The 18397-nt window shown below is 59.2% G+C and carries 19 protein-coding genes; 7 read left to right on the top strand and 12 right to left on the bottom strand.

Translation table 11 applies throughout. The features are described from left to right. Window positions 1-116: 116 nt before the first annotated feature. The 3 genes from HDF15_RS17740 to HDF15_RS17730 all read right to left on the bottom strand — a co-directional run bounded on the left by HDF15_RS17740 (window position 117) and on the right by HDF15_RS17730 (window position 1776). Window positions 117-506 (bottom strand): DUF3037 domain-containing protein, encoded by a 390-nt coding sequence (locus HDF15_RS17740; RefSeq protein WP_184257904.1) that lies wholly within the window; start codon window positions 504-506, stop codon window positions 117-119. Then, window positions 484-1266, bottom strand: a complete 783-nt coding sequence (locus HDF15_RS17735; protein ID WP_184257902.1) for a HipA family kinase — start codon at window positions 1264-1266, stop codon at window positions 484-486. Before HDF15_RS17735 ends, HDF15_RS17740 begins: the two co-directional genes overlap by 23 nt. Before the next feature lie 219 nt (window positions 1267-1485). Beyond that, window positions 1486-1776, bottom strand: a complete 291-nt coding sequence (locus HDF15_RS17730) for a hypothetical protein (protein ID WP_184257900.1) — start codon at window positions 1774-1776, stop codon at window positions 1486-1488. Here HDF15_RS17730 and HDF15_RS17725 point away from each other — a divergent pair. Continuing rightward, a complete protein-coding gene (locus HDF15_RS17725; RefSeq protein ID WP_184257898.1) occupies window positions 1775-2887 on the top strand; it encodes a sensor histidine kinase in 1113 nt (370 codons plus the stop codon). The genes HDF15_RS17730 and HDF15_RS17725 overlap by 2 nt on opposite strands. Further along, a complete protein-coding gene (locus HDF15_RS17720) occupies window positions 2884-3666 on the top strand; it encodes a LytTR family DNA-binding domain-containing protein (protein WP_184257897.1) in 783 nt (260 codons plus the stop codon). Before HDF15_RS17725 ends, HDF15_RS17720 begins: the two co-directional genes overlap by 4 nt. A 363-nt stretch (window positions 3667-4029) precedes the next feature. Here the strand turns inward: HDF15_RS17720 and HDF15_RS17715 are convergent, their stop codons facing one another. Next, window positions 4030-4698: a TetR/AcrR family transcriptional regulator gene (locus HDF15_RS17715; RefSeq protein ID WP_221314488.1), complete on the bottom strand. Its 669-nt coding sequence runs from the start codon at window positions 4696-4698 to the stop codon at window positions 4030-4032. 15 nt (window positions 4699-4713) lie between these two features. Here HDF15_RS17715 and HDF15_RS17710 point away from each other — a divergent pair, with 15 nt between their 5' ends. Both HDF15_RS17710 and HDF15_RS17705 read left to right on the top strand, forming a co-directional pair. Beyond that, window positions 4714-5466, top strand: a complete 753-nt coding sequence (locus HDF15_RS17710) for an SDR family NAD(P)-dependent oxidoreductase (RefSeq protein WP_184257895.1) — start codon at window positions 4714-4716, stop codon at window positions 5464-5466. Window positions 5467-5842: 376 nt separating this feature from the next. Next, window positions 5843-6634: a hypothetical protein gene (locus tag HDF15_RS17705; protein ID WP_184257893.1), complete on the top strand. Its 792-nt coding sequence runs from the start codon at window positions 5843-5845 to the stop codon at window positions 6632-6634. Between the two features lie 34 nt (window positions 6635-6668). Here the strand turns inward: HDF15_RS17705 and HDF15_RS17700 are convergent, their stop codons facing one another. The 5 genes from HDF15_RS17700 to HDF15_RS17680 form a co-directional block, all read right to left on the bottom strand. After that, complete coding sequence (locus HDF15_RS17700; protein ID WP_184257891.1) at window positions 6669-7223, bottom strand: hypothetical protein; 555 nt, start codon at window positions 7221-7223, stop codon at window positions 6669-6671. Window positions 7224-7353: 130 nt separating this feature from the next. Next, entirely contained in the window at window positions 7354-8049 is a 696-nt protein-coding gene (locus tag HDF15_RS17695; protein WP_184257889.1) for a PspA/IM30 family protein, read from the bottom strand. 203 nt (window positions 8050-8252) lie between these two features. Beyond that, window positions 8253-9704, bottom strand: a complete 1452-nt coding sequence (locus tag HDF15_RS17690) for a flotillin family protein (protein ID WP_184257887.1) — start codon at window positions 9702-9704, stop codon at window positions 8253-8255. 119 nt (window positions 9705-9823) lie between these two features. Continuing rightward, entirely contained in the window at window positions 9824-10453 is a 630-nt protein-coding gene (locus tag HDF15_RS17685; protein ID WP_184257886.1) for a hypothetical protein, read from the bottom strand. Window positions 10454-10464: 11 nt separating this feature from the next. Then, on the bottom strand, window positions 10465-11034 hold the full coding sequence (locus tag HDF15_RS17680) for a helix-turn-helix transcriptional regulator (RefSeq protein ID WP_184257884.1): 570 nt from the start codon (window positions 11032-11034) through the stop codon (window positions 10465-10467). A 315-nt stretch (window positions 11035-11349) separates the two neighbouring features. On the opposite strand from HDF15_RS17680, the gene HDF15_RS17675 reads away from it, so the two are divergent. The 3 genes from HDF15_RS17675 (at window position 11350) to larB (ending at window position 14437) form a co-directional block, all read left to right on the top strand. Further along, window positions 11350-12741 carry a lactate racemase domain-containing protein gene (locus HDF15_RS17675; RefSeq protein ID WP_221314487.1) on the top strand — a complete coding sequence of 464 codons (1392 nt, stop codon included), beginning with the start codon at window positions 11350-11352 and terminating at the stop codon, window positions 12739-12741. 93 nt (window positions 12742-12834) lie between these two features. Further along, entirely contained in the window at window positions 12835-13689 is an 855-nt protein-coding gene (gene larE / locus HDF15_RS17670; protein WP_184257882.1) for an ATP-dependent sacrificial sulfur transferase LarE, read from the top strand. Further along, the gene (gene larB / locus HDF15_RS17665; protein WP_184257880.1) at window positions 13679-14437 is read left to right on the top strand and encodes a nickel pincer cofactor biosynthesis protein LarB; all 759 of its coding nucleotides are present in this window, start codon (window positions 13679-13681) and stop codon (window positions 14435-14437) included. Before larE ends, larB begins: the two co-directional genes overlap by 11 nt. Here larB and HDF15_RS17660 read toward each other — a convergent pair. From HDF15_RS17660 to HDF15_RS17650, 3 genes are all read right to left on the bottom strand, one after another. Next, on the bottom strand, window positions 14434-15342 hold the full coding sequence (locus HDF15_RS17660) for a hypothetical protein (protein WP_184257878.1): 909 nt from the start codon (window positions 15340-15342) through the stop codon (window positions 14434-14436). The two genes, larB and HDF15_RS17660, sit on opposite strands and share 4 nt — an antisense overlap. A gap of 28 nt (window positions 15343-15370) precedes the next feature. Continuing rightward, window positions 15371-16375 (bottom strand): M23 family metallopeptidase, encoded by a 1005-nt coding sequence (locus HDF15_RS17655; RefSeq protein ID WP_184257876.1) that lies wholly within the window; start codon window positions 16373-16375, stop codon window positions 15371-15373. A 227-nt stretch (window positions 16376-16602) separates the two neighbouring features. Then, window positions 16603-17943: an amidohydrolase family protein gene (locus HDF15_RS17650; RefSeq protein ID WP_184257874.1), complete on the bottom strand. Its 1341-nt coding sequence runs from the start codon at window positions 17941-17943 to the stop codon at window positions 16603-16605. Window positions 17944-18397 lie beyond the last annotated feature (454 nt).

Below are 18397 nucleotides of genomic sequence, written 5' to 3'. Positions count from 1 at the left end.
GCCATGAGCACGAATAGAAGTCTGTACGCAATCTGTTCGCAAAATACCCCTGGACAACTACGCCTCTCTTCATAGAAGGATGACGACGAAAAACAGGCAACAACTTTAAAACCGACCTACGCCGTAGCCACTAGTTCACGCGCCAGCCGATTCAGCAGGCTCTCCGGATCGGACGAAAGCCCTGTGCGTACAGGCGAGATCTGAATCACCGCGCTGCGTGGCGCTGTCAGCCAGTAGAAGCGTTCCTTCTTCGACAGGCGCGCAATCGGCCCCGCGGCAGGATCGCCCACGCAGATACGGCAGATCGCCTGCAGGTGCCGCTCCACCATGCTCACATCCAACGCAGGCCACAACGCGCGAAGACGCGCCTCATTGACCTCGATGCGCGCACCGAGAAAGTTCTGCTCCGAGGAGTAGACGATCACCCCCGCATTCACGAACTCGTCCCGATCGACGCGGGGAACCACGCGTACTGTCGCGTAATTAAACGAGTTGGGAACGGGCATGGATAATCTCCTGTTCAAAGATATTCGACGCTTCGAGCCGCCGAAGTAAAAAATCACGATACGCCTCGCGCCGTTGCGAGGGAGTAACCTCATCGCTCTCCAGGATCAGCCACTCGTCGGGAAGAAGCCGCAGAATCTCGTTCAGCTTTGTCTCCGTCAGGCTCGCGTGCGCCGTATGGGAAGCAGCCGCGATGTCGCCGGCCCAGCGCAGGAGAATGTGTTCGCGAATCGGCTCAAACGTTGAGACAGCTTTTTCCTTCGCAGTCGGCCAGTTGTGATGAAAATACAGCGAGGCTCCATGATCGATCAGCCATAGCGTCCCCTCCGACAAAAGGAGGTTCGCATTACGAGCCGTGCGATCGACATTCAGTACAAAGGCATCGAGCCAGACACAGAGAGAAGCTATCGATGAGGAGGCTTCATCGCCCGCCGCCGGATCGAAGGTCGTTGCTCCAGGCAGATATTCAAGACCAATGTTCTGACCGACAGAAGCCTTCAGCAGATCGCGAATCTCTGCATCCGGCTCATTCCTTCCAAGCGCAAAATCGATCTGTACAAAGACAATCTTCGGAACGCGCAGGCCCAGCAGGCGTGCGATCTCTCCTGAGATCAACTCGGCCACCAGCGCCAGAGCCCCGTGCCCCGCGCCGCGAAATTTGACGACGTACATTCTGCTGTCGTCCGCCTCCACGATGGCAGGCAGCGATCCGCCCTCTCGCAGAGGAGTTACATATCGTATGCCGTTGACGCTTCGAAGCATGGGCCTAGTCTATCCCGCGTGGAGGACGCATCTACTTGCTCTTGTTGCTTTTGCTTTTCTAGTTGTCATTCCGACCCTGAGCGAAGCCGAAGGGGAGTGAACCTGCTGTCTCCCGTTTTTCGCCAGCTTCGCCACGGACGTTATGTTTTGGCACAAACGATAACATTTCGGCCTTGACCTCTATGTTTTGGGCAACACAAAGAGCGGGAGACAGCAGGTTCACTCCCCTTCGGCTTCGCTCAGGGTCGGAATGACAACCAGAAAAGCAAAAGCAACGACAGTGCCACAGACGCTACCTGCACGAAAACGAACCTTCCCTGCAAAAGCCGCACGGTTGACAGCAAATCGCTGTCCTCTCCCTCTGCCGACGATCAGTGTAGAGATATGAAGTATCCCGGCCTCAGAAGCGATCCTCGGCAGAGGCAATGTTCCGGCTGTACCATCAGCGTAGATTCCCTGCGGCAGACCAGTGGAATCGGAGATATTGAAACGCTGCGATGAGGTTGTCATGTTGAGATACCTCAAATCTTCCAACACCGGCGAAGGCCATGTTCACGCCTTCACCCTGATCGCGTGCGTTTCCTCGTTATTGGCCCTTGCAGCAGCGGCAGAGTGTCATTCAGCCGTCGTGGCGTCCCATGCGGCAGCGCCTCTTCTCCCCTCGCTTGTGTATGGCCTGGTTCTCTGGGGATGGTGGGGCGTAGTCGCTTACTGTCAGTGGATTGGATTGCGGCGTTGGCCGAAGGCCTCGTTCCTCTCCTGGCGCTTACTCCTCCTTCATCTTGTACTCGGTACGGCGGTCAGTGTCGTGCACTCTTACCTGATGCAGGCGACCGTCGCCTGGTGTCTTCGCACGTGGCCCGGCTTGTACCAGGCAGGCTATGCCGAGCTGCAGTATCTCAACCTGGGCCATTTCAGTCTGGAGCTTCTGCTCTACGGCTTCATCCTGGGAGCCTGTCTTGCCGTTCATCTCTATCTGAAGTCCCAGGAAGATAACCTGCGTTCCATCGAACTGGAGAAGCAGTTATCTACGGCACACCTGCGCGCGCTCCAGATGCAGATCGATCCTCACTTCCTCTTCAATACGCTGAACACCGTGACCGCGCTGGTTGAGTTCGATCGCAAGGACGAGGCCCTGGAGACTCTGGGGAGCCTGAACACTCTTCTGCGCACAACGCTCGCCAGCAATAGCCCGGAGAAGGTGCCCCTCGGCAAAGAGTTGCAGATGATCGAAAGCTATCTCGCCATCGAACAGGTGCGGTTCGCCGACAGGCTTCGCGTAGACGTGCGCATAGAGCCCGACGCGCTAAGAGGCCTGGTTCCCTGTTTTCTCCTGCAACCGCTGGTAGAGAATGCTATCCGCCACGGCATCGCCCACTGCAAAAGTGATGGCGTCGTCGAAGCCTCGGCAAGACGCGAGGGACGGCACCTGCAACTCCGTATCCGTGACAATGGTCCCGGCAGCAACGCGCCGACAAAACCAGGGCACGGAATCGGGCTCAGGAATACGCGCGACCGGCTTACTCATTTCTATCGCGACGATTACGCCATGAGCGCGAACGCCCTTGCAGAAGGCGGCTTTGAGGTCTCCATCAAGATTCCCTACGAGCTCGCGGTATGAGACTTAGAACCGTCATCGCCGACGATGAGCCACTCGCCCGGGATCGGCTCAAAGCCATGCTCTTCGGTGAAACCTCTGTCGAAGTAACGGGCGAGTGCCGCAATGGGCGAGAGCTTGTCTCGCTGCTCAAGTCCGAACCGGTCGACCTGCTCTTTCTGGATATCCAGATGCCCGGCAATACCGGCTTTGAAGTGGTGGAACAGATTGGCATTGCGCGGATGCCTCCAACGGTCTTCGTCACCGCGCACAATGAGTACGCCGTGCGCGCCTTTGAGGTCCATGCCCTCGATTACCTGACCAAGCCGGTGGAGCTACAACGCCTCCAATCGGCCCTGGAGCATGTGCGCGAACGCATTGCTTCGAAAGCCGCCTTGATCACGCAGGAGCAGATGCAGGCTATCGCCTCCAGCCTCCAACGGGTAGAGGTGCCGGCCGAACCTTATGTGAAACGCCTTCTTGTTCCGAACGGGGCCCGCGAGACGATCGTTCAGGTAGCCGACATCGATTGGATCGAAGCCGCCGACTATTATTCCCGCCTGCATGTGGGCCCCAAAACTTACATGCTGCGCCAGACCGTCAAGCAGCTCGTTGATTCTCTCGACCCTGCGCGCTTTGTTCGCGTTCATCGTTCGACGATTGTGAACATCGATCGGGTGAAGGAGATTCTTCGCGAGGGTCGCGCGGATCTGTGGGTTGTATTGACAGACGGACAGAGGCTCAAGATGAGTAAGGCGGGGTGGGAGAATTTATTGACTACGGGCACGGCGCGAAGTCTTTGATCCCTATCCGGTGCGGGCATAGCGTCGTGAGTCATTTGTTTATTGAAGAATGAAGGTCTGTCAGCACAGCGCGCAGCGCGTTCCCTGATGCTTCAGCATCAGGGAGACGGAGGGAGCCGTAGCCTTTAGGCTACGGAATTCAGGCTTGGCAAAGATGTGGCCTTTAGGCCCGGGCCTTCTTTCGGCTGCGGTAAAAAGGCCCGGGGCTAAAGCCCAATTCTCGCCTGCCCTTGATTCCGTAGCCTAAAGGCTACGGCTCCCTCCGCCCCGCGACGCTAAAGCGTCACGGTTTGCGCTTCGCGCTATGGGGTAACGCTGGTTCCTCAATGAACGAATGACTCATCACACTAGAGCCAAAGTGCTCTATTTACAAAGCTGCTTCCGCACGGAGCTGAGCAATTCGTCGGAAAGCTTCGGATTGCTTTTCTTCACGGCACGGGACAACATCAATGAGCCCACCAGGCTACTCAGCAACGCTACGGCTTGTTGCCGTGCCTCTTGTTTGTTTCCGTCCATCCCGGCGGCGAATATATCAAGATAGGATTCAATTCCGCCGGCAAAAGCTGTTTGAACCTCTTTGCCATTGCGGGCAGCATCGGCTGGCAGCGCCGCTGCCGGGCACCCTCCGGTGGATGAATCGCGATACGCCGGACTGAGGTATTCCGCGATCACTTTCTCAAAGCCTTTCTGCGGACTTCCGGCTGAGGCAAACTTCTCCGATAATCTTTGCGCGGAGTTTTCGAAGGCACACGCAACCGCTTCAGCCGCAAGCTCCTCTTTGGAATTGAAGTGGTTATAGAAACCGCCGTGGGTAAAACCAGACTGCTTCATGATGTCAGCGACGCTGACATCTTCCATGCCGTGCAGCTTAAACATCCGCGATGCGGTTTCAAGGATGAGCTGCCGATTTTGTTTGGCTTGTTCGCCGGTCAAACGCATGTGATCTGCTCCGCGTGAAAAACAAATTGCCCGCTTGACAATGATGACGGTCATCATTGTTAATGTCAACATATCAATAATGGTCATCATCATTATTGGAGTGATCTTATGAGTGGTTCTCTGCAGGGCAAAGTAGCTGTGATTACGGGTGGTGGTGAAGGGATCGGACTGGCATCCGCAAAGCGGCTTGCTACGGAGGGCGCGTCTGTCTTCATCGTAGGCCGTCGTCAGACCATTTTGGACGCGGCCGTCGCCGAGATCGGTGGCGACGTGACGGCTGTGCAAGCCGACGTGTCCAAGCCTGCCGACCTCGATCGGGTTTACGAAGCGGTTCGCGCGTCGAAGGGCAAGATCGACATCCTGGTGGCGAACGCCGGTGTTCAGACAAGAGAACCCCTCGGGTCGATCACGGAAGAAGCAATCGACTATCAACTGGCCATCAACTTCAAGGGCGTCATCTTCACCGTGCAGCAGGCCCTGCCGCTGTTGAACGACGGCGCGTCGATCATCCTGACATCGTCCGCGACGGCCGTGAAGGGCATTCCCCAGCGCACAGTTTATTCCGCGACCAAGGCCGCGATCCGTAGCTTTGCACGGACCTGGGCTAACGAACTCAAAGCTCGCCGCATCCGCGTCAACGTCTTCTCCCCAGGACCGATCCTGACGCCTTTGCTGCAGCAAACCTTCGCCGATCCAAAGGTCAAGGAAGCCTATATGACGAACGTCGTCGGCGCAGTTCCGATAGGCCGCGCGGGCGAGGCGGAAGAGATGGGAGAGGTCGTGGCTTTCCTGGCGTCCGACGCGGCCAGCTATATCAACGGAGCTGACATCCAGGCCGACGGCGGATTCGCGCAGGTCTAAGGTGTCTTGATCTTTAGGGCCAACGGCCCGTTTCATCCCAGCCTGGGGTGGAGCGCAGCAGCGAGCGGTTTTTAGCTCGCTGCAAGCGTAGCCCCAGGTACAGGATCAACTCGAAAGCAGAGGGCTGTAAGCCCGATTCATCGTGCCTGCACAGAAGATGAGTCGGGCTTACAGCCCTCAACTTCTACTCCTACGCCTAACCTGGGGCGACGCGCCCCGAGCCAGCACGCTATGCGCGCTGGTTCGGGTTCGCTTTGCCCCAGGCTGGTATGAGACGGGCCTTTGGCCCTAAAGATCGGGTCGCCTTCTTCGGTGGATACATGCATCCGAACGACCATCGCGCATGCACGACAATGGCTGCGGTTATAGTTTTGTCATGTCACTCTACCCGCGCGTCGTTCTGCTTATTGCCATCTTCATCGCAGCCTGTTCTCCCAGCCTGGAGGCACAGAACGTCCCGCAAAAGGAGCAGACCCAGCTTCTGACCACCGCCAGGTCGCAGTACTACAACCTGCGTGCAGCGGGACTCAAAGGTTTTTCCTGCAACGCAAGCGTAGATTGGGACGCACTTTTTACTTCGATCAATGGGAAGACACCACCCGCAGACGATCCGATGGTGCAGTATCTCCAGGGCTCCCATCTGTCTGTTTCTTCAGACCTGAGCAGTCATCCGAATATCTCCTGGGTAAGTGCAGGCACACCTCCTAAAGATCGCGAACAGAGCGCCAATCAGTTAGTCAACGGATTGAAACAGACGCTTGACGGGTTCTTTCAATCCTGGATGCCAAGCCTCAACGGTACGTTGATTACCCTGACCCCATCGTCCGTAAAAGCCACGGCCACAGGCTATGTGATCGTCGACGGCGCCAGCAAAGCTATCGATGAACTGACCCTGGATAAAAAACTCGTTATCCATCACCTTTCGACCACATCAGCAAAAATCAACGGAGAGTTGGATACAACCTACACGCCTTCCGCCAAAGGCCTGCTTCTGACAAAACTCGACGGCACCTACCAGGGGTCCGCCGATGGGCCTGCAACCCATGTAACGATGTCAGCCACGTTTCAGCCAGTCGAATCCTTCCAGCTACCAGATTCGCTCTCGTTCGTTGTTGCGAATGTAGCGACCTTCAAGATGCGCCTTGTCGATTGCACCGTTCAGAAGTAACGGGTCCCAATGAAGCCCGACTAAAGGACGGACTTTATTGGGAGCAACGCCTTTGCCAACTGGCTTCGGCAAACACTTTGCTCTTGTGCCCTTGATCAAGCAGCATCACTGCGGAGTCTGTAAACGCTGTTCCGTTGTCGGCTGTAACGGTATGCCGCTCCAGCCTTGAGTTCCCCTCGAAGGAATTATCTTTGAATTCCACCAGAAATTTTCCGCTTCCCAGGCTTCGGGAGCGTTGAAAGAGCCCACCTTCCGGGTCCATAAGCACCTGTTTTTTAGACTTGTGCGCAACGTGAGGAAAGAGATTTACATATTCCAGTGAGCCGCAAAACTCCTCTTCTTTCGGCTCCAGTTTGTTTCCGGAGCCATCCGTTATCTGCACCAGCCATATACCTTGCTTGAACCGTGGATATTCCGGTCCCATGGATGAATCCTGCGGCAGGGAACCCTTCCGCGCGGCCGCATGCACAGGCACCATTCCATCGTGCTTAACGCTGAAAGGCTTTGCGGAATATCCTTGAAACAATACCGCGATCAGCGCAAGTAGAGCGATTACATGCAACTCGATACTGTTACCGGGAAAATCCATATCAATTCCCCATGGTCCATTTGAAAAGGTTCTTTGCAGGCGTCGTGACAGCGATCGCTGTACGCGCGACTCATCCTGCTGCCATGAATGAATCGCGCGTACAGCCCTCCAGGCAAACCACCCAAAAGACTCAGCCGGCCTCCAGCATGTGGGCCTGCTTCTCCTTCAACTCGCCCAACAGCCGCTCGACTTTTTCGTCGCGTTCCAGCTTTGCAAAGTCGTCTTCCAGCGTGTCGTCTTCGAGCATCTGTTTGCCGGCGTAGTTATGCGCTTCGGCGCTCTGGATGCGGGCTTTGACGCGGTCAAGCGCCGGGCCTCGACCGAGGCTTACAGCCACCTGCTCCGCCGCCTCACGCGCCGTGATGGCCTTGCCCGCCATCTGCGCACGGCGATGCTGCGCGATCAACAACACACAGTGGGCCTGCGTCTCTTTCAACTTGCCCTGCAGCTTGTTGTACGTCATGCGCATCCCTTCAACCTCTTCGGTCTGCTCTTCGACCTGGTGCAACAGGTCCCCGGACATCTTCTCGTGGGTCAGGGCACGGTCGAGCGCGGCACGGGCCAAGTCGTCCTTGCCCTTGGTCACCGCCAGCTCCGCCTTGGAGCGCCAATCCACGGCAGTCTGCGACTGCTCCTTGCTCTTCTTTTCGAGCAGGTGCTTGTCGGCGATCGCAATTGCTACCTGCGTCTTCAGTTGGAGTAACTGATTCTCCATATCGAGAGCCAGTTGCTTCAACATTTTTTCGGGGTCTTCGGCGCGGTCGATCAGATCGTTCACGTTTGCGCGCAGCAGGGTTGCTACTCTTTCCATTAGCGATAGTGCCATGACGGTTCTCCTTTTCTTCTTTGCTTTGAAAGCGCAGGGCTTGTGGTCCCGCCGTAAATCTGTGGCGTGCTTGCGTCATTCCCTCAGCGGCTAAAGCCGCGCCGCAGAGTGTAGTTACTTACGTACGGCCTAAAGGCCGTACCCTTCAAAACAACTTGTATAAGCGACGGCGCGAGAGACGTTTGTCTCGCGCGCCGTGCCGGTTATTCACTCTTGCGATCACCTTCGATCGTGGGTGGAACATCGGACGTGCCGCCGTTCGGGCGCTGCGTCATCTGCTTGATGTTGCCCATCAGGTCGCTCATCTTCATGCCGCTGAGAGCCTCGAAGAGCGCGGGTACCTGCGCTGCGATCTCGGTCATCTCACCGGTGAGCTTGTGCGCGCCGACGTTTTTGCCGTCGCCGGTGGACACGATGGTGATCTTGTCCACCTTGCTCAGAGGCTCGCTCATGGCGCGAACGACATCCGCCATGTTCGTGATGAGTTTGTCGACGACCGCAGCCTGCGACCACTCCTGATAGGCCTCGGCCTTGATGTTCATAGCCTTGGCTTCCGCCTCGCCCTTCTGGAAGATGATCGAAGCCTCCGCTTCACCCTGGGTACGGATGGCCTGAGCCCTACCTTCCGCCTCAGCGACGATGCGCGCCTTCTCGGCGTTCGCCATGTTTCCAATGCGCTGCGCCTCGATCTCCGACTTCTTCAGGACAGTCGCGATGAGTTCCTTCTCATTACGCAGGATCTCGGCCTCCTGTACCTTGACCTGCGCTTCCTTCTCGATCTGCTGCACCTTCACCTGCTCGGCGATGACCTTCTGCTGCATGACGTTGGTCTGCAGCTCATACGCCTTGTCGGCCTGCGCCTCCTGCCGGCGGGACTGTTCGGTGAACGTCGCCTTCTGGATGTCGAGGTCGCGCTGCGCCTCGGCCTGTTTGCCCAGCGACATCGTCTCGGCGAGCACTCGCTCCTGGTCGGCGGCAGCCTTGGCGACTGCAGCTTCTCTCAGAGCGATTGCGCGGCGGATCGCGGTGTCACGCTCGGCTTCGGCCGTGGCGATCTCGGCGTCGCGCTTGATACGCGCAATATCGGGACGGCCCATGTTGGTGATGTACTCGTTCTTATCGCGTACCTCCTTGATGGTGAAGCTCACGACTTCGAGCCCCATCTTGCTCATGTCCTCGGCGCAGGTGGCGCGCATGCGCTCGCCCACCATCTCCGGCTCCTTCACGATCTGCTCGACCGTGAGCTGACCGATGATGCCGCGCAGGTGGCCTTCCATCACGAGACGAATCAGGCCCTCGCGCTCTGCGGGTGTCTTGGAGAGAAACTGCTCTGCCGCCGTCATGATCGACTCGTTGTCCGAACGCACCTTGATCTGCGCGACGGCTTCAACGGTTACGGCAACACCCTGCTTGGTGTAAAGGTCCTGCGACGGCGCTACGTCGAAGCTCATCAGCTCCAGCGACAGCATCCGCGAGTGCTCCACCACCGGGAAGATCAGCGCGCCGTGGCCCTTGATGACCTTCGGCCCGCGAAAGCCGTAACGGATGACTGCTTCATTCGGGCCGGCTTTGCGAAACATCTTCGCCATCAGCCCCATCAGCACAAGGGTTCCAAGAACGATTAACCCACCGACAACTATGTAATGGTTTTCCATCTCCTGCCTCTCTCAAATCAGGTTCTACTTCTTATGGACCGATCAAGTTCTACGTTTATGTCCCAATCACGTTTTACTTTTTATGGCCCGACCGGCTGCACTGTTTCGCGCAGTCCGGCTTACTGCTCCTTGCTTTCTTTCTCAAGGTCACGGCCCGGCATCTCAGCCAACAAGCCGTGTTCAAATTCGTCCCATCGCCGCACATAGGCGATGCCGCGCGCGTAGCGCATCACGATCACCTCGGCGCCGCGCTCGATGGCGATTCCATCGTCCGACCGCACGGGAGCACTGCGCCGCGAGCCGTTCTGCGAGTACAGAATCTCGCCGACGCCGTGCGCGGGAACCGCTCCGCTCAGGCGTCCGATGACTCCGGTCATCTCCGTGTCGGCGGGCTCCAGCGTGCGCTCATGGGGCATCAGCACTCCGACGAGAAACCAGAAGACTACCGCCGCCCCCACGAGGCCACTGATCGCCGACAACAGCAGCACCAGCGTGACGCCGAAGACGTTCGCACCGTGCAGCAGGTAGCCCGTGCCGCCAAACCAGCAGAGGAACGCCATCAGGGTGAACCCGTTGATCGGTGAGAGTGCGCCACCGCCCGTGTGGCCCTTCACTCCAAGGTGTCCGCCAAAGTGAAAGTGCCCTATGTGAAGGTGCATGCCGCCGGCGAAGAAGGCGATGAAGCTCAGTACCAGCCCTACGCCGAAACACGTCAGATAAATCGCATTCCAATCCCATGCTGCTGTCATCGTCCCTCTCCTTACTTCGTACGGGGCCCGGACTTCTTCTTCGTGACACGCTTACTTACACTTGCGCTCTCTGCGGCTGGCTCCACCAGGGCCAGCGGCCGCGTTGCCAGCTTTGGCACAGGGCGCAACAGCTCCAGCAGACGCTCTGCCAGCGACGGCGTCTCCAGCACGCTTTCAAGCAGCAGCAGACAGCCGCGTGAGTCCTCATGCCGCGCCACGGCCAGCAAGGCTCGCCTCAGCTCGGGGTCGCGGCGAAAACGCTCCGCGCCGCCGATCAGCCAGAGGTCGAGCTTGTCCTCCAGGCCGCGCAGGTCGCTGAGCAACTCGGCGTGATAACCCTCGGGGTCATCGACCAGATAGCCGGGATGGACCTTGAAGAACTTCGCCAGCAGCAGCCGCGAGGTGTTGGTGAGGTGCGGTCGGGCGCCGCTTTCGATCTGCGAGAGATAGCTCTGGCTGATCGACTCTTCCATCTCCGCCGCGATCGCCTTGACCAGTTCGCCCTGGGTCATCGCACGGCCCAGACCGCGCAGGCTGCCTTCGACCTCGCGCAGGTACCGGATTTTGTCGCACAGTTTCATTTCTTACTCTCCGTGTATTGCGGATTGCAATAAATGTATTGCATATTGCGATATGTGTCAAGAGCGCATACATCGAAGCCAGGACCAGTCGATTAAGAGTCGACTGGTCCTGGCTAATTTGCGCGAAGCGCTCCCTGACTCTTCGCGCAGTTGCGATGGCACGCCCTGGTGTTTTGAGGAATCGCCCAAGGATGGGGTGCCTCGACCGATTGAAAACCGGTCAGCGTGCTCCGCGGAGATGCCGCTTTCCTTTCGCCATGCTGTCTTACAAATTTGCCTTCTTGTAAGAGCGTTCGGTAGAGTCGGAGACGCAGATTGAAAGACCGTAAGATCGTAAAGACCCTTAGGAGTTCCGCCGTGCCCTGGTTCACTATCGAAGAAGACGCCCTCTCGCAGCAGCAGATCGCCGAAGCCTGCACCCGCCTGCTCGCCGAAGCCCGCACCCGCATCAACGGCGACCTCAAGCGGGTCCTGCTACTGCCGCCCGATCTTACGCGTGCGCACTCCGGCGCGGGCCATATTACCGAACTGCTCTATCGCGAGCTCGATGCAGCAGGGGCGCACGTCGAGGTCATCCCGACGCTGGGACAGCATGTGCCGCACACCGAGGCTGAGAACAAATGGATGTTCGGCTCGATTCCGCACGAGCGCATCTTCGCGCATGACTGGCGCAATGGCTGCACGCATGTCGGCGTGGTGCCGGGAAGATATGTGGACGCGACGACCGGCGGCGCTGCTGACTGGGATATCCCCATCGACCTGAATACGAAGCTCATGACCGAGCAGTGGGACCTGGTCATCAACGTTGGGCATGTAGTTCCGCATGAAGTGCTGGGCTTTGCGAACCACAACAAGAACTACTTCATCGGTGTCGCGGGCAAGGATACGATCTGCGCCTCACACATCGCAGCCGCGGTGTATGGCATCGAGAACAACCTCGGCTGCCTGGTGACACCGTTGCGCGCGTGCTTCAACTACGCCGAAGAGAAGTACATGAAGAACGTTCCCGACTGCTATATCCAGATCGTGATGCAGCGCGACAAGGAGAACAAGCTGGTGACCAGCGGGCTCTTCGTCGGCGACGATCTCGAGACCTATCTGCAGGCCGCGCGCCGCAGCCGCGAACAGAACATCACGGTCTTCGACAAGCCGATCAAGAAGGTCGTCGCCGTAATGCAGGCTGACGAGTTCCGCGCGACCTGGGTGGCGAACAAGGCCGTCTATCGCACGCGCATGGCGATCGCCGATGGCGGTGAGCTGCTCATCCTCGCACCGGGTGTTGAGCGCTTCGGCGAGCAGCCCGAAGTCGACGCGCTGATCCGCAAGTATGGTTACAAGGGCACGCCTTACACACTCGCGCTCTACAAGACAGAAGCCGACATGCAGGCGATTCCGCACGGCGTGGCGCATCTCATCCACGGCTCCAGCGAGGGCCGCTTCACCATTACCTACGCGCCAGGCCACCTGACGAAGGCGGAGATCGAGCAGGTCGGGTATAACTATGCCGATCTCGCCGAGATGCAGGCGCGCTACAACCCGGCGACGATGAAGGAAGGCTGGAACACGATGCCGGATGGAGAAGAGGTGTTCTATATCTCGACGCCTTCGGCGGGGCTTTGGGCGACGAAGGATAAGTTGAATGATCCGCATCGCCGTGATTTGAGTAGCCCGGAGCAGTTAGCCGAGGCGGAGAAGGCAGCGCAGTAGAAGGTTGTTGCTTTTCTTGTTGTCATTCCCTTCCGGAATGACAACAAGAAAAGCAAGGGCAAAACAAAAGCGACTGTTGCAAACACCACCATGATGAACAAACCACCACACGACGAAGCACGCACCTGCCTCCGCAACCTCCTCGCGCAGCATGAGCGCCTGATGGTGGCGTACTCCGGCGGCGTCGACTCGGCCTATCTCGCGTGGGAGGCGCACGAGGTGCTCGGCGCGAACATGCTCGCCGTCATCGCCGATTCGCCCAGCCTGCCGCGCAAGGAGTTGGCTGCCGCCATCGCCTTTGCCGAGGCCCATGCGATCCCGTTGCACATTCTGCAGACGAACGAGATGGAGCGCGCCGACTACGTGCGCAACGATGGTCAGCGCTGCTTCCACTGCAAGGACGAGTTGTTCGACGCCATGGAAGTGCTGCGTGCTGAACTGGGCTTTGCCACCATCGCCTATGGCCGCAATACCGATGACAGCGGCGACTTTCGTCCCGGCCAGAAGGCCGCGGAACAGCATCATGCAGCCGCTCCCCTGGCCGAGGCTGGATTGGGTAAGCAGGTGATCCGTACCCTGGCGCAGGCCGCGAATCTAAGCGTCTGGGACAAGCCCGCCTCGGCGTGCCTGTCGTCGCGTCTGGAGTATGGCCGGCCCGTAAGCCGCGAGGCGTTGCTTCAGGTCGAGCAGGCCGAAGATGCGCTGCACGAGCTTGGATTTTTGCATGTGCGGGTGCGGCATCACGGGGAGCTGGCGCGCGTCGAGCTGGATCGCGGCACGCTTGCGCAGGGGCTGACGCTGACAACATTGGACAGCATCACCGCAGCGGTTCGCGCGGCTGGATTCACCTATGTCACGCTCGACACGCAGGGGTATCGCTCTGGTTCGATGAATGCCCTGCTGCCCGTGGAAATGCTGATGGGAGCGCGTTCCAGCCATGCGTCGTGAGGCCGTGCTCGAGCTGCTGCGGCAGCTCGAAGCCAATAAAACCACTCCCGAAAAGGTCGCCGACAGGCTAGCCTCATTGCCCTTTGAGGATCTTGGCTTCGCCAAGCTCGATCATCACCGGTCGCTGCGTTCGGGGATGCCGGAGGTCGTCTTTGCCGCCGGCAAGACGCCGGAGCAGGTTGCGGCCATCTTCGGGAGGCTCGCTGCGAGCGGCGTGAGCGTGCTTGCTACTCGCGCCTCGCAGGAGCACTTCGCCGCCGTCCATGAAGCCGTGCCTGCGGCGCAGCACCACGAACTTGCGCGCTGCATTACGCTGGCCCAGAACGCTCCACCGGTGCAGGGACGCGTCGCAGTCCTCTGCGCGGGCACCAGCGATCTGCCGGTTGCGGAGGAAGCCGCGGTGACTGCGGAGATCTTCGGGGCCGAAGTGACACGCATCACCGATGTGGGCGTGGCTGGGTTGCAGCGTCTGCTGGCGCAGCTCGACAAGCTGCGGGCGGCCGATGTCATCGTCTGCTGTGCGGGCATGGAAGGCGCGTTGCCGAGCGTGGTGGGTGGGCTGGTTGAAGCACCGGTGATTGCCGTGCCGACGAGTGTCGGCTATGGGGCGGCGTTTGAAGGCGTCGCGGCGCTGCTGGGGATGCTGAATGCCTGCTCGCCGAATATCACGGTGGTCAATATCGACAATGGGTTTGGCGCGGGGTATGTGGCGACGTTGATTGCTCGCGGGCCACGCAGTTCGCGCTAATTCGGCTGAGCGTCCAGGCTGATCTGGCGCCGGATGCGGTAGCTCGAGGGTTCACCACAGGTTGCCAGGTCGGCGTCATCGCACGTCCGCTCCAGGACATCTACAGGGTTGTCCATGGTGGTGGAGAGGATGCGGCCCGACGGCAGCGAAATCTTGATGTCGGCTTCAAAGGTCTCGTGACCGATGCCGGCAATGTACTTCCCCTCCTCGGTCTTTTCCACCTGCACCCAGTTGTTCGGCGTAGAGCCGACGGGCTTGAGCATCCACGCAGCGGGCAATTTGAGCTGAAGCTCCGCGGGAGGAACGTGGCGCACGATCAGCATGGCCGTGTGCGTGGCCTCGTCGACCGACTGCAACGTGATGTCGAAGTCGATAACATCCTGACCGAGAAGAACACGAGTGCCGTACGCCCAGGAGTTGGGGATGCTGCGTTTGACGAATACATGATCGCCCACATGGATAAGGCCTTTTTGCCGCATCGCGAGCTGGACATCGGCGTAGAACGTGAGCAGGTCAGCAATGGGGCCGATGAGTGCCGGCTGCACCGTCGTGAGGCTGGGCATGGCAAGACGGTGGCCCGGATCGAGGGAGACAGTCTGTTGAAGCTGTTGGCTTTCGGGAGAGAGGGTGAAGGTTTCGCCGTTGCTATGTACGTCCGACCAGTGAAACTGCTCGATGAAGTTTCCCGAGGCGTCCTTTATGACGAGTCCCGTTGCGAGAGCATCGTACCGGCGGGTGGAGGAATGGCCTTCGTTGATGCCGTGCATTCTGTAGACAAGGCGTTCGCCTGGTTCATAGTGCCGGGATAGCGTGGATTGGGTCGCAGGAACAACTACTGTCTGCGAGAAAAGCGGAAAAGGCCCTGACAGCGTAAGACAAAGGACGAGTCGAGCGAAGTGACGCACAGAACTCCTTTGATGGCTTTACAGGTATTTACAGGCCGCCGGTCGGTCCGCCACCGAGTTGTGCCATGGTCGTCCGCAGATACTTGTGCGGGTTTACCGCCGTGCCGCGAACCTGGACTTCGTAGTGCAGGTGCGAGCCGGTCGCGTGGCCGCTGTGGCCGACGAAGCCGATGACCTCGCCCTTTGCCACTGTCTGGCCTTCGGTCACGTTGTAGCCCTGCAGATGGCCGTACACCGTAACGATGCCATTGCCATGGTCGATTTCGATCTCACGGCCATAGCCTGAGCCCATGCCTGCTTTGATGACGCGTCCTTCGGCAGGAGCGTGCACCGGTGTGCCATCGGGGGAGCCGATATCGACTCCCTTATGGAACTCGCCAATGCCCATGCCCAGCACAGGATCGATGCGCTCGCCGAAGCCGCTGGTGATCGGCCCAAGGATGGGCCACATATCGGGCATGTTGAACAGGTTCGAATCAGCATCGAGACCGGCAAAACCGTTCAACGTGCCACGAGCACCAAGGCTCTGATCAAGTCCCTGTCCCAGGTTCCGTGCCGCCAGGCCCTGGGCAGCCGTGCTCCGCAGAGCGTAAAACGTGTCGAGCGACTTGTAGTAGTTGTCGTCCGTGAGATCGGTGGAGTCATCCTTCAGCGGAGCCTTCGCGGAGTCGGCAACAACGGTCTTCGGCGTGTGCAGGCCGTGCGACAGCATGAATTTGCCCGCCGTCAGACCATAGATCGCGGAGACCTCGCTGGCCAGGGAACCAAGGCTGGCCGCCTGCACATCTTTCTCGTGCGCGGTCTTTTCGAGGTGAGCGTAGTCCTTGCGGGTAAGCGCCAGTTCATCGCGCAGGCGGTTAGTCGTCTCGGCCTTGGCCAGCATCCGGGAGTACGAACCCGCCATGCCCGCGATGGTAAACATACCGACGATGGCCGACGCTACGAACACAGTCACGTAGCGCATAGGAATCAGGACACGGTCTACCGTGCCGTTCTCTCCGCGTGTGACGTATACGATGTAGCGCTTCTTCAAAACGATGACGGCCTCGAACCCGAACTCTTGAGGTGAGGAACAAATCACTCGGAGGCCGGAGATTATTGCGACTGCAATCGCAGTTTACACGACTGGGGTAATCCTTGAAACGGCTTTGAAAAGCTCAGGCCCGCTTTCAGGGATACCGCAAACCAGCACTCCCTATTCTAGGGGAGTGGGACTCTTGCGGCAACCCTGGGTTGGTCACGGGCATCTCAAATGCGGCTTTAATTCCCGCATTCCGACAGCGGAGCCAGGTGCCGCCCAAACTGATGGAGAGCGTGATCGAGCGTCTTCTCGGTCTCCGCAAACGGTTTGCCGTCAACGACGACCGCTTTTGACGTGCCGCACACCTTGAGACGCTCCCCTTGATTTCCCGTAACCTGTTGCAGCAGAACAGGATCGCCGTACAGGGGATCGCCGCCGATCAGGACGAGCTGCAAGTCCTGCGGGGTGGAGTGAGTGAGGGTCCAGTAGGCGTCCTGCCCCTCTTTGCGGACCACCAGGAGGTCTGCGGCATGATCAGGAGCGAGGGAGCCGATCTGCCCCGACAACCCGGCCAGCTCCGCCGCGTTGGAGGTGGCCATCAGGACCAGGTCGCGCTCCGTGAACGGGGCCGGAGACTGCCCCTGGTTCCAGACCGAGGCATAGTTCAGCTCCCCGAGAAGGCCGTCGCTGCCGGTCGGACTCCAGTCCGGGGCCAGGGCCATGCGTACGCCCGCGGCCCGTGCGGCGGCAACGTTGGCGGTATCGCCGTAGAGCTCGATGTTGCTTCGCGGAGACCAGATGAAGCCGACGCCCTGCTTCGCCATCTCCGCAAAGTTTGCAGGCTTCAGTGCAACGCCATGGATGAGCGAGACGCCGGGCCGCAGCAGGCCGCGTCCCCTGAGCTGCATGAACTCACGCGCGGCCGAGGCGTCGTTCGGCGCTCCTTCCGCCACGTGGATGAGCAGCGCACCGCGGGGCTGGGCTGAAAGCGCTGCTGTGACGTCAGCCAGCTCCTGCTCGCTCATCTGGAAGGGAAAGACGTTGTAGATGATCTTGCCGAAAGAGCCCTGCAACTCCGGGTCGTAATCGAGGGTCCGGGCCAACCCTTTCACGCAGGGAGAGGGCAGGCTGCCGGTGACGCTGGTCTCGCCTTCGGAGATCGCTTTGACCTCCGCGTAGCGCTCCATCTCGCACTCCAGCCCTTGCTTGACCAGGGCGTTGTGGGGCACTGCCATCAGCACGCTATAGGCGGGCTTTTGCTGCCAGTCATAGCGGCTGCCGAACTCCTGAACCGGCTTCCAGCGCGGGAAGATATTCCAGGTAAGGTGATTGTGCAGATCGATCAGGCCAGGCGCGATGATGCCTTCCGTACGTACGACCTTCGTCCCGGCAGGCAGTTTGACGTCTGCGCCCGAGGCGAGAATGCGGCCGTTCTGGATGAGCACCGTGCCCTGCGGGATGACCTCCTGCGGCATGACCAGGGTGCCCGTCAGCGCAATCGGATTCTTTTGCGCGTAGACAGCAAGCGGAACAAACAAGAGGCAGAGGCAGGCAGACAACAGGGACAGTCTTCGGTGCATAAGTCCTCAAAGGGAAGAGTCTGGAGAGATCGCGGCAGCGTGCCTGCGAGTCTATCGTACGACTGCGGGTCGTCTCCTCCGGCGTCGAAGTTCAGAGTGCGTCATCAAGCCACATCCCAGATTTCGCCAGATTTTTTTTTGAAGGGGCGGGGCTTCAGCATCTGTGGAAAGTCCCTATTTGATCTTTAGGGCCGTTGGCCCGTTTCATACCAGCCTGGGGCAAAGCAAACCCGAGACGGCACGCGATAGCGTGGTGGCTCGGGGAGCGACGCCCCAGGTCACGTGCAGGAGTAAGAAGTTGAGGGCTGTAGGCCCGACTCATCATGCCTGCACGATGAATCGGGCTTACAGCCCTCTGCTTTCTTGTTCATCCTATACCTGGGGCTACTCTTGCAGCGAGCTAGAAATCGCTCGCTGCTGCGCTCCACCCCAGGCTGGTATGAAACGGGCCGTT

This window comes from Granulicella mallensis (genome assembly GCF_014203225.1).
GTDB classification, from domain to species: domain Bacteria; phylum Acidobacteriota; class Terriglobia; order Terriglobales; family Acidobacteriaceae; genus Granulicella; species Granulicella mallensis_A.
This window is presented reverse-complemented; position numbering and strand designations above follow the sequence as displayed.

Excerpts from the sequence above, each read along its gene's own strand:
- HDF15_RS17740 (WP_184257904.1), bottom strand. The coding sequence starts at position 506 with ATGCCCGTTCCCAACTCGTTTAATTACGCGACAGTACGCGTGGTTCCC.
- HDF15_RS17735 (WP_184257902.1), bottom strand. The coding sequence starts at position 1,266 with ATGCTTCGAAGCGTCAACGGCATACGATATGTAACTCCTCTGCGAGAG.
- HDF15_RS17725 (WP_184257898.1), top strand. The coding sequence starts at position 1,775 with ATGTTGAGATACCTCAAATCTTCCAACACCGGCGAAGGCCATGTTCAC.
- HDF15_RS17730 (WP_184257900.1), bottom strand. The coding sequence starts at position 1,776 with ATGACAACCTCATCGCAGCGTTTCAATATCTCCGATTCCACTGGTCTG.
- HDF15_RS17720 (WP_184257897.1), top strand. The coding sequence starts at position 2,884 with ATGAGACTTAGAACCGTCATCGCCGACGATGAGCCACTCGCCCGGGAT.
- HDF15_RS17715 (WP_221314488.1), bottom strand. The coding sequence starts at position 4,698 with ATGATGATGACCATTATTGATATGTTGACATTAACAATGATGACCGTC.
- HDF15_RS17710 (WP_184257895.1), top strand. The coding sequence starts at position 4,714 with ATGAGTGGTTCTCTGCAGGGCAAAGTAGCTGTGATTACGGGTGGTGGT.
- HDF15_RS17705 (WP_184257893.1), top strand. The coding sequence starts at position 5,843 with ATGTCACTCTACCCGCGCGTCGTTCTGCTTATTGCCATCTTCATCGCA.
- HDF15_RS17700 (WP_184257891.1), bottom strand. The coding sequence starts at position 7,223 with ATGGATTTTCCCGGTAACAGTATCGAGTTGCATGTAATCGCTCTACTT.
- HDF15_RS17695 (WP_184257889.1), bottom strand. The coding sequence starts at position 8,049 with ATGGCACTATCGCTAATGGAAAGAGTAGCAACCCTGCTGCGCGCAAAC.
- HDF15_RS17690 (WP_184257887.1), bottom strand. The coding sequence starts at position 9,704 with ATGGAAAACCATTACATAGTTGTCGGTGGGTTAATCGTTCTTGGAACC.
- HDF15_RS17685 (WP_184257886.1), bottom strand. The coding sequence starts at position 10,453 with ATGACAGCAGCATGGGATTGGAATGCGATTTATCTGACGTGTTTCGGC.
- HDF15_RS17680 (WP_184257884.1), bottom strand. The coding sequence starts at position 11,034 with ATGAAACTGTGCGACAAAATCCGGTACCTGCGCGAGGTCGAAGGCAGC.
- larE (WP_184257882.1), top strand. The coding sequence starts at position 12,835 with ATGAACAAACCACCACACGACGAAGCACGCACCTGCCTCCGCAACCTC.
- larB (WP_184257880.1), top strand. The coding sequence starts at position 13,679 with ATGCGTCGTGAGGCCGTGCTCGAGCTGCTGCGGCAGCTCGAAGCCAAT.
- HDF15_RS17650 (WP_184257874.1), bottom strand. The coding sequence starts at position 17,943 with ATGCACCGAAGACTGTCCCTGTTGTCTGCCTGCCTCTGCCTCTTGTTT.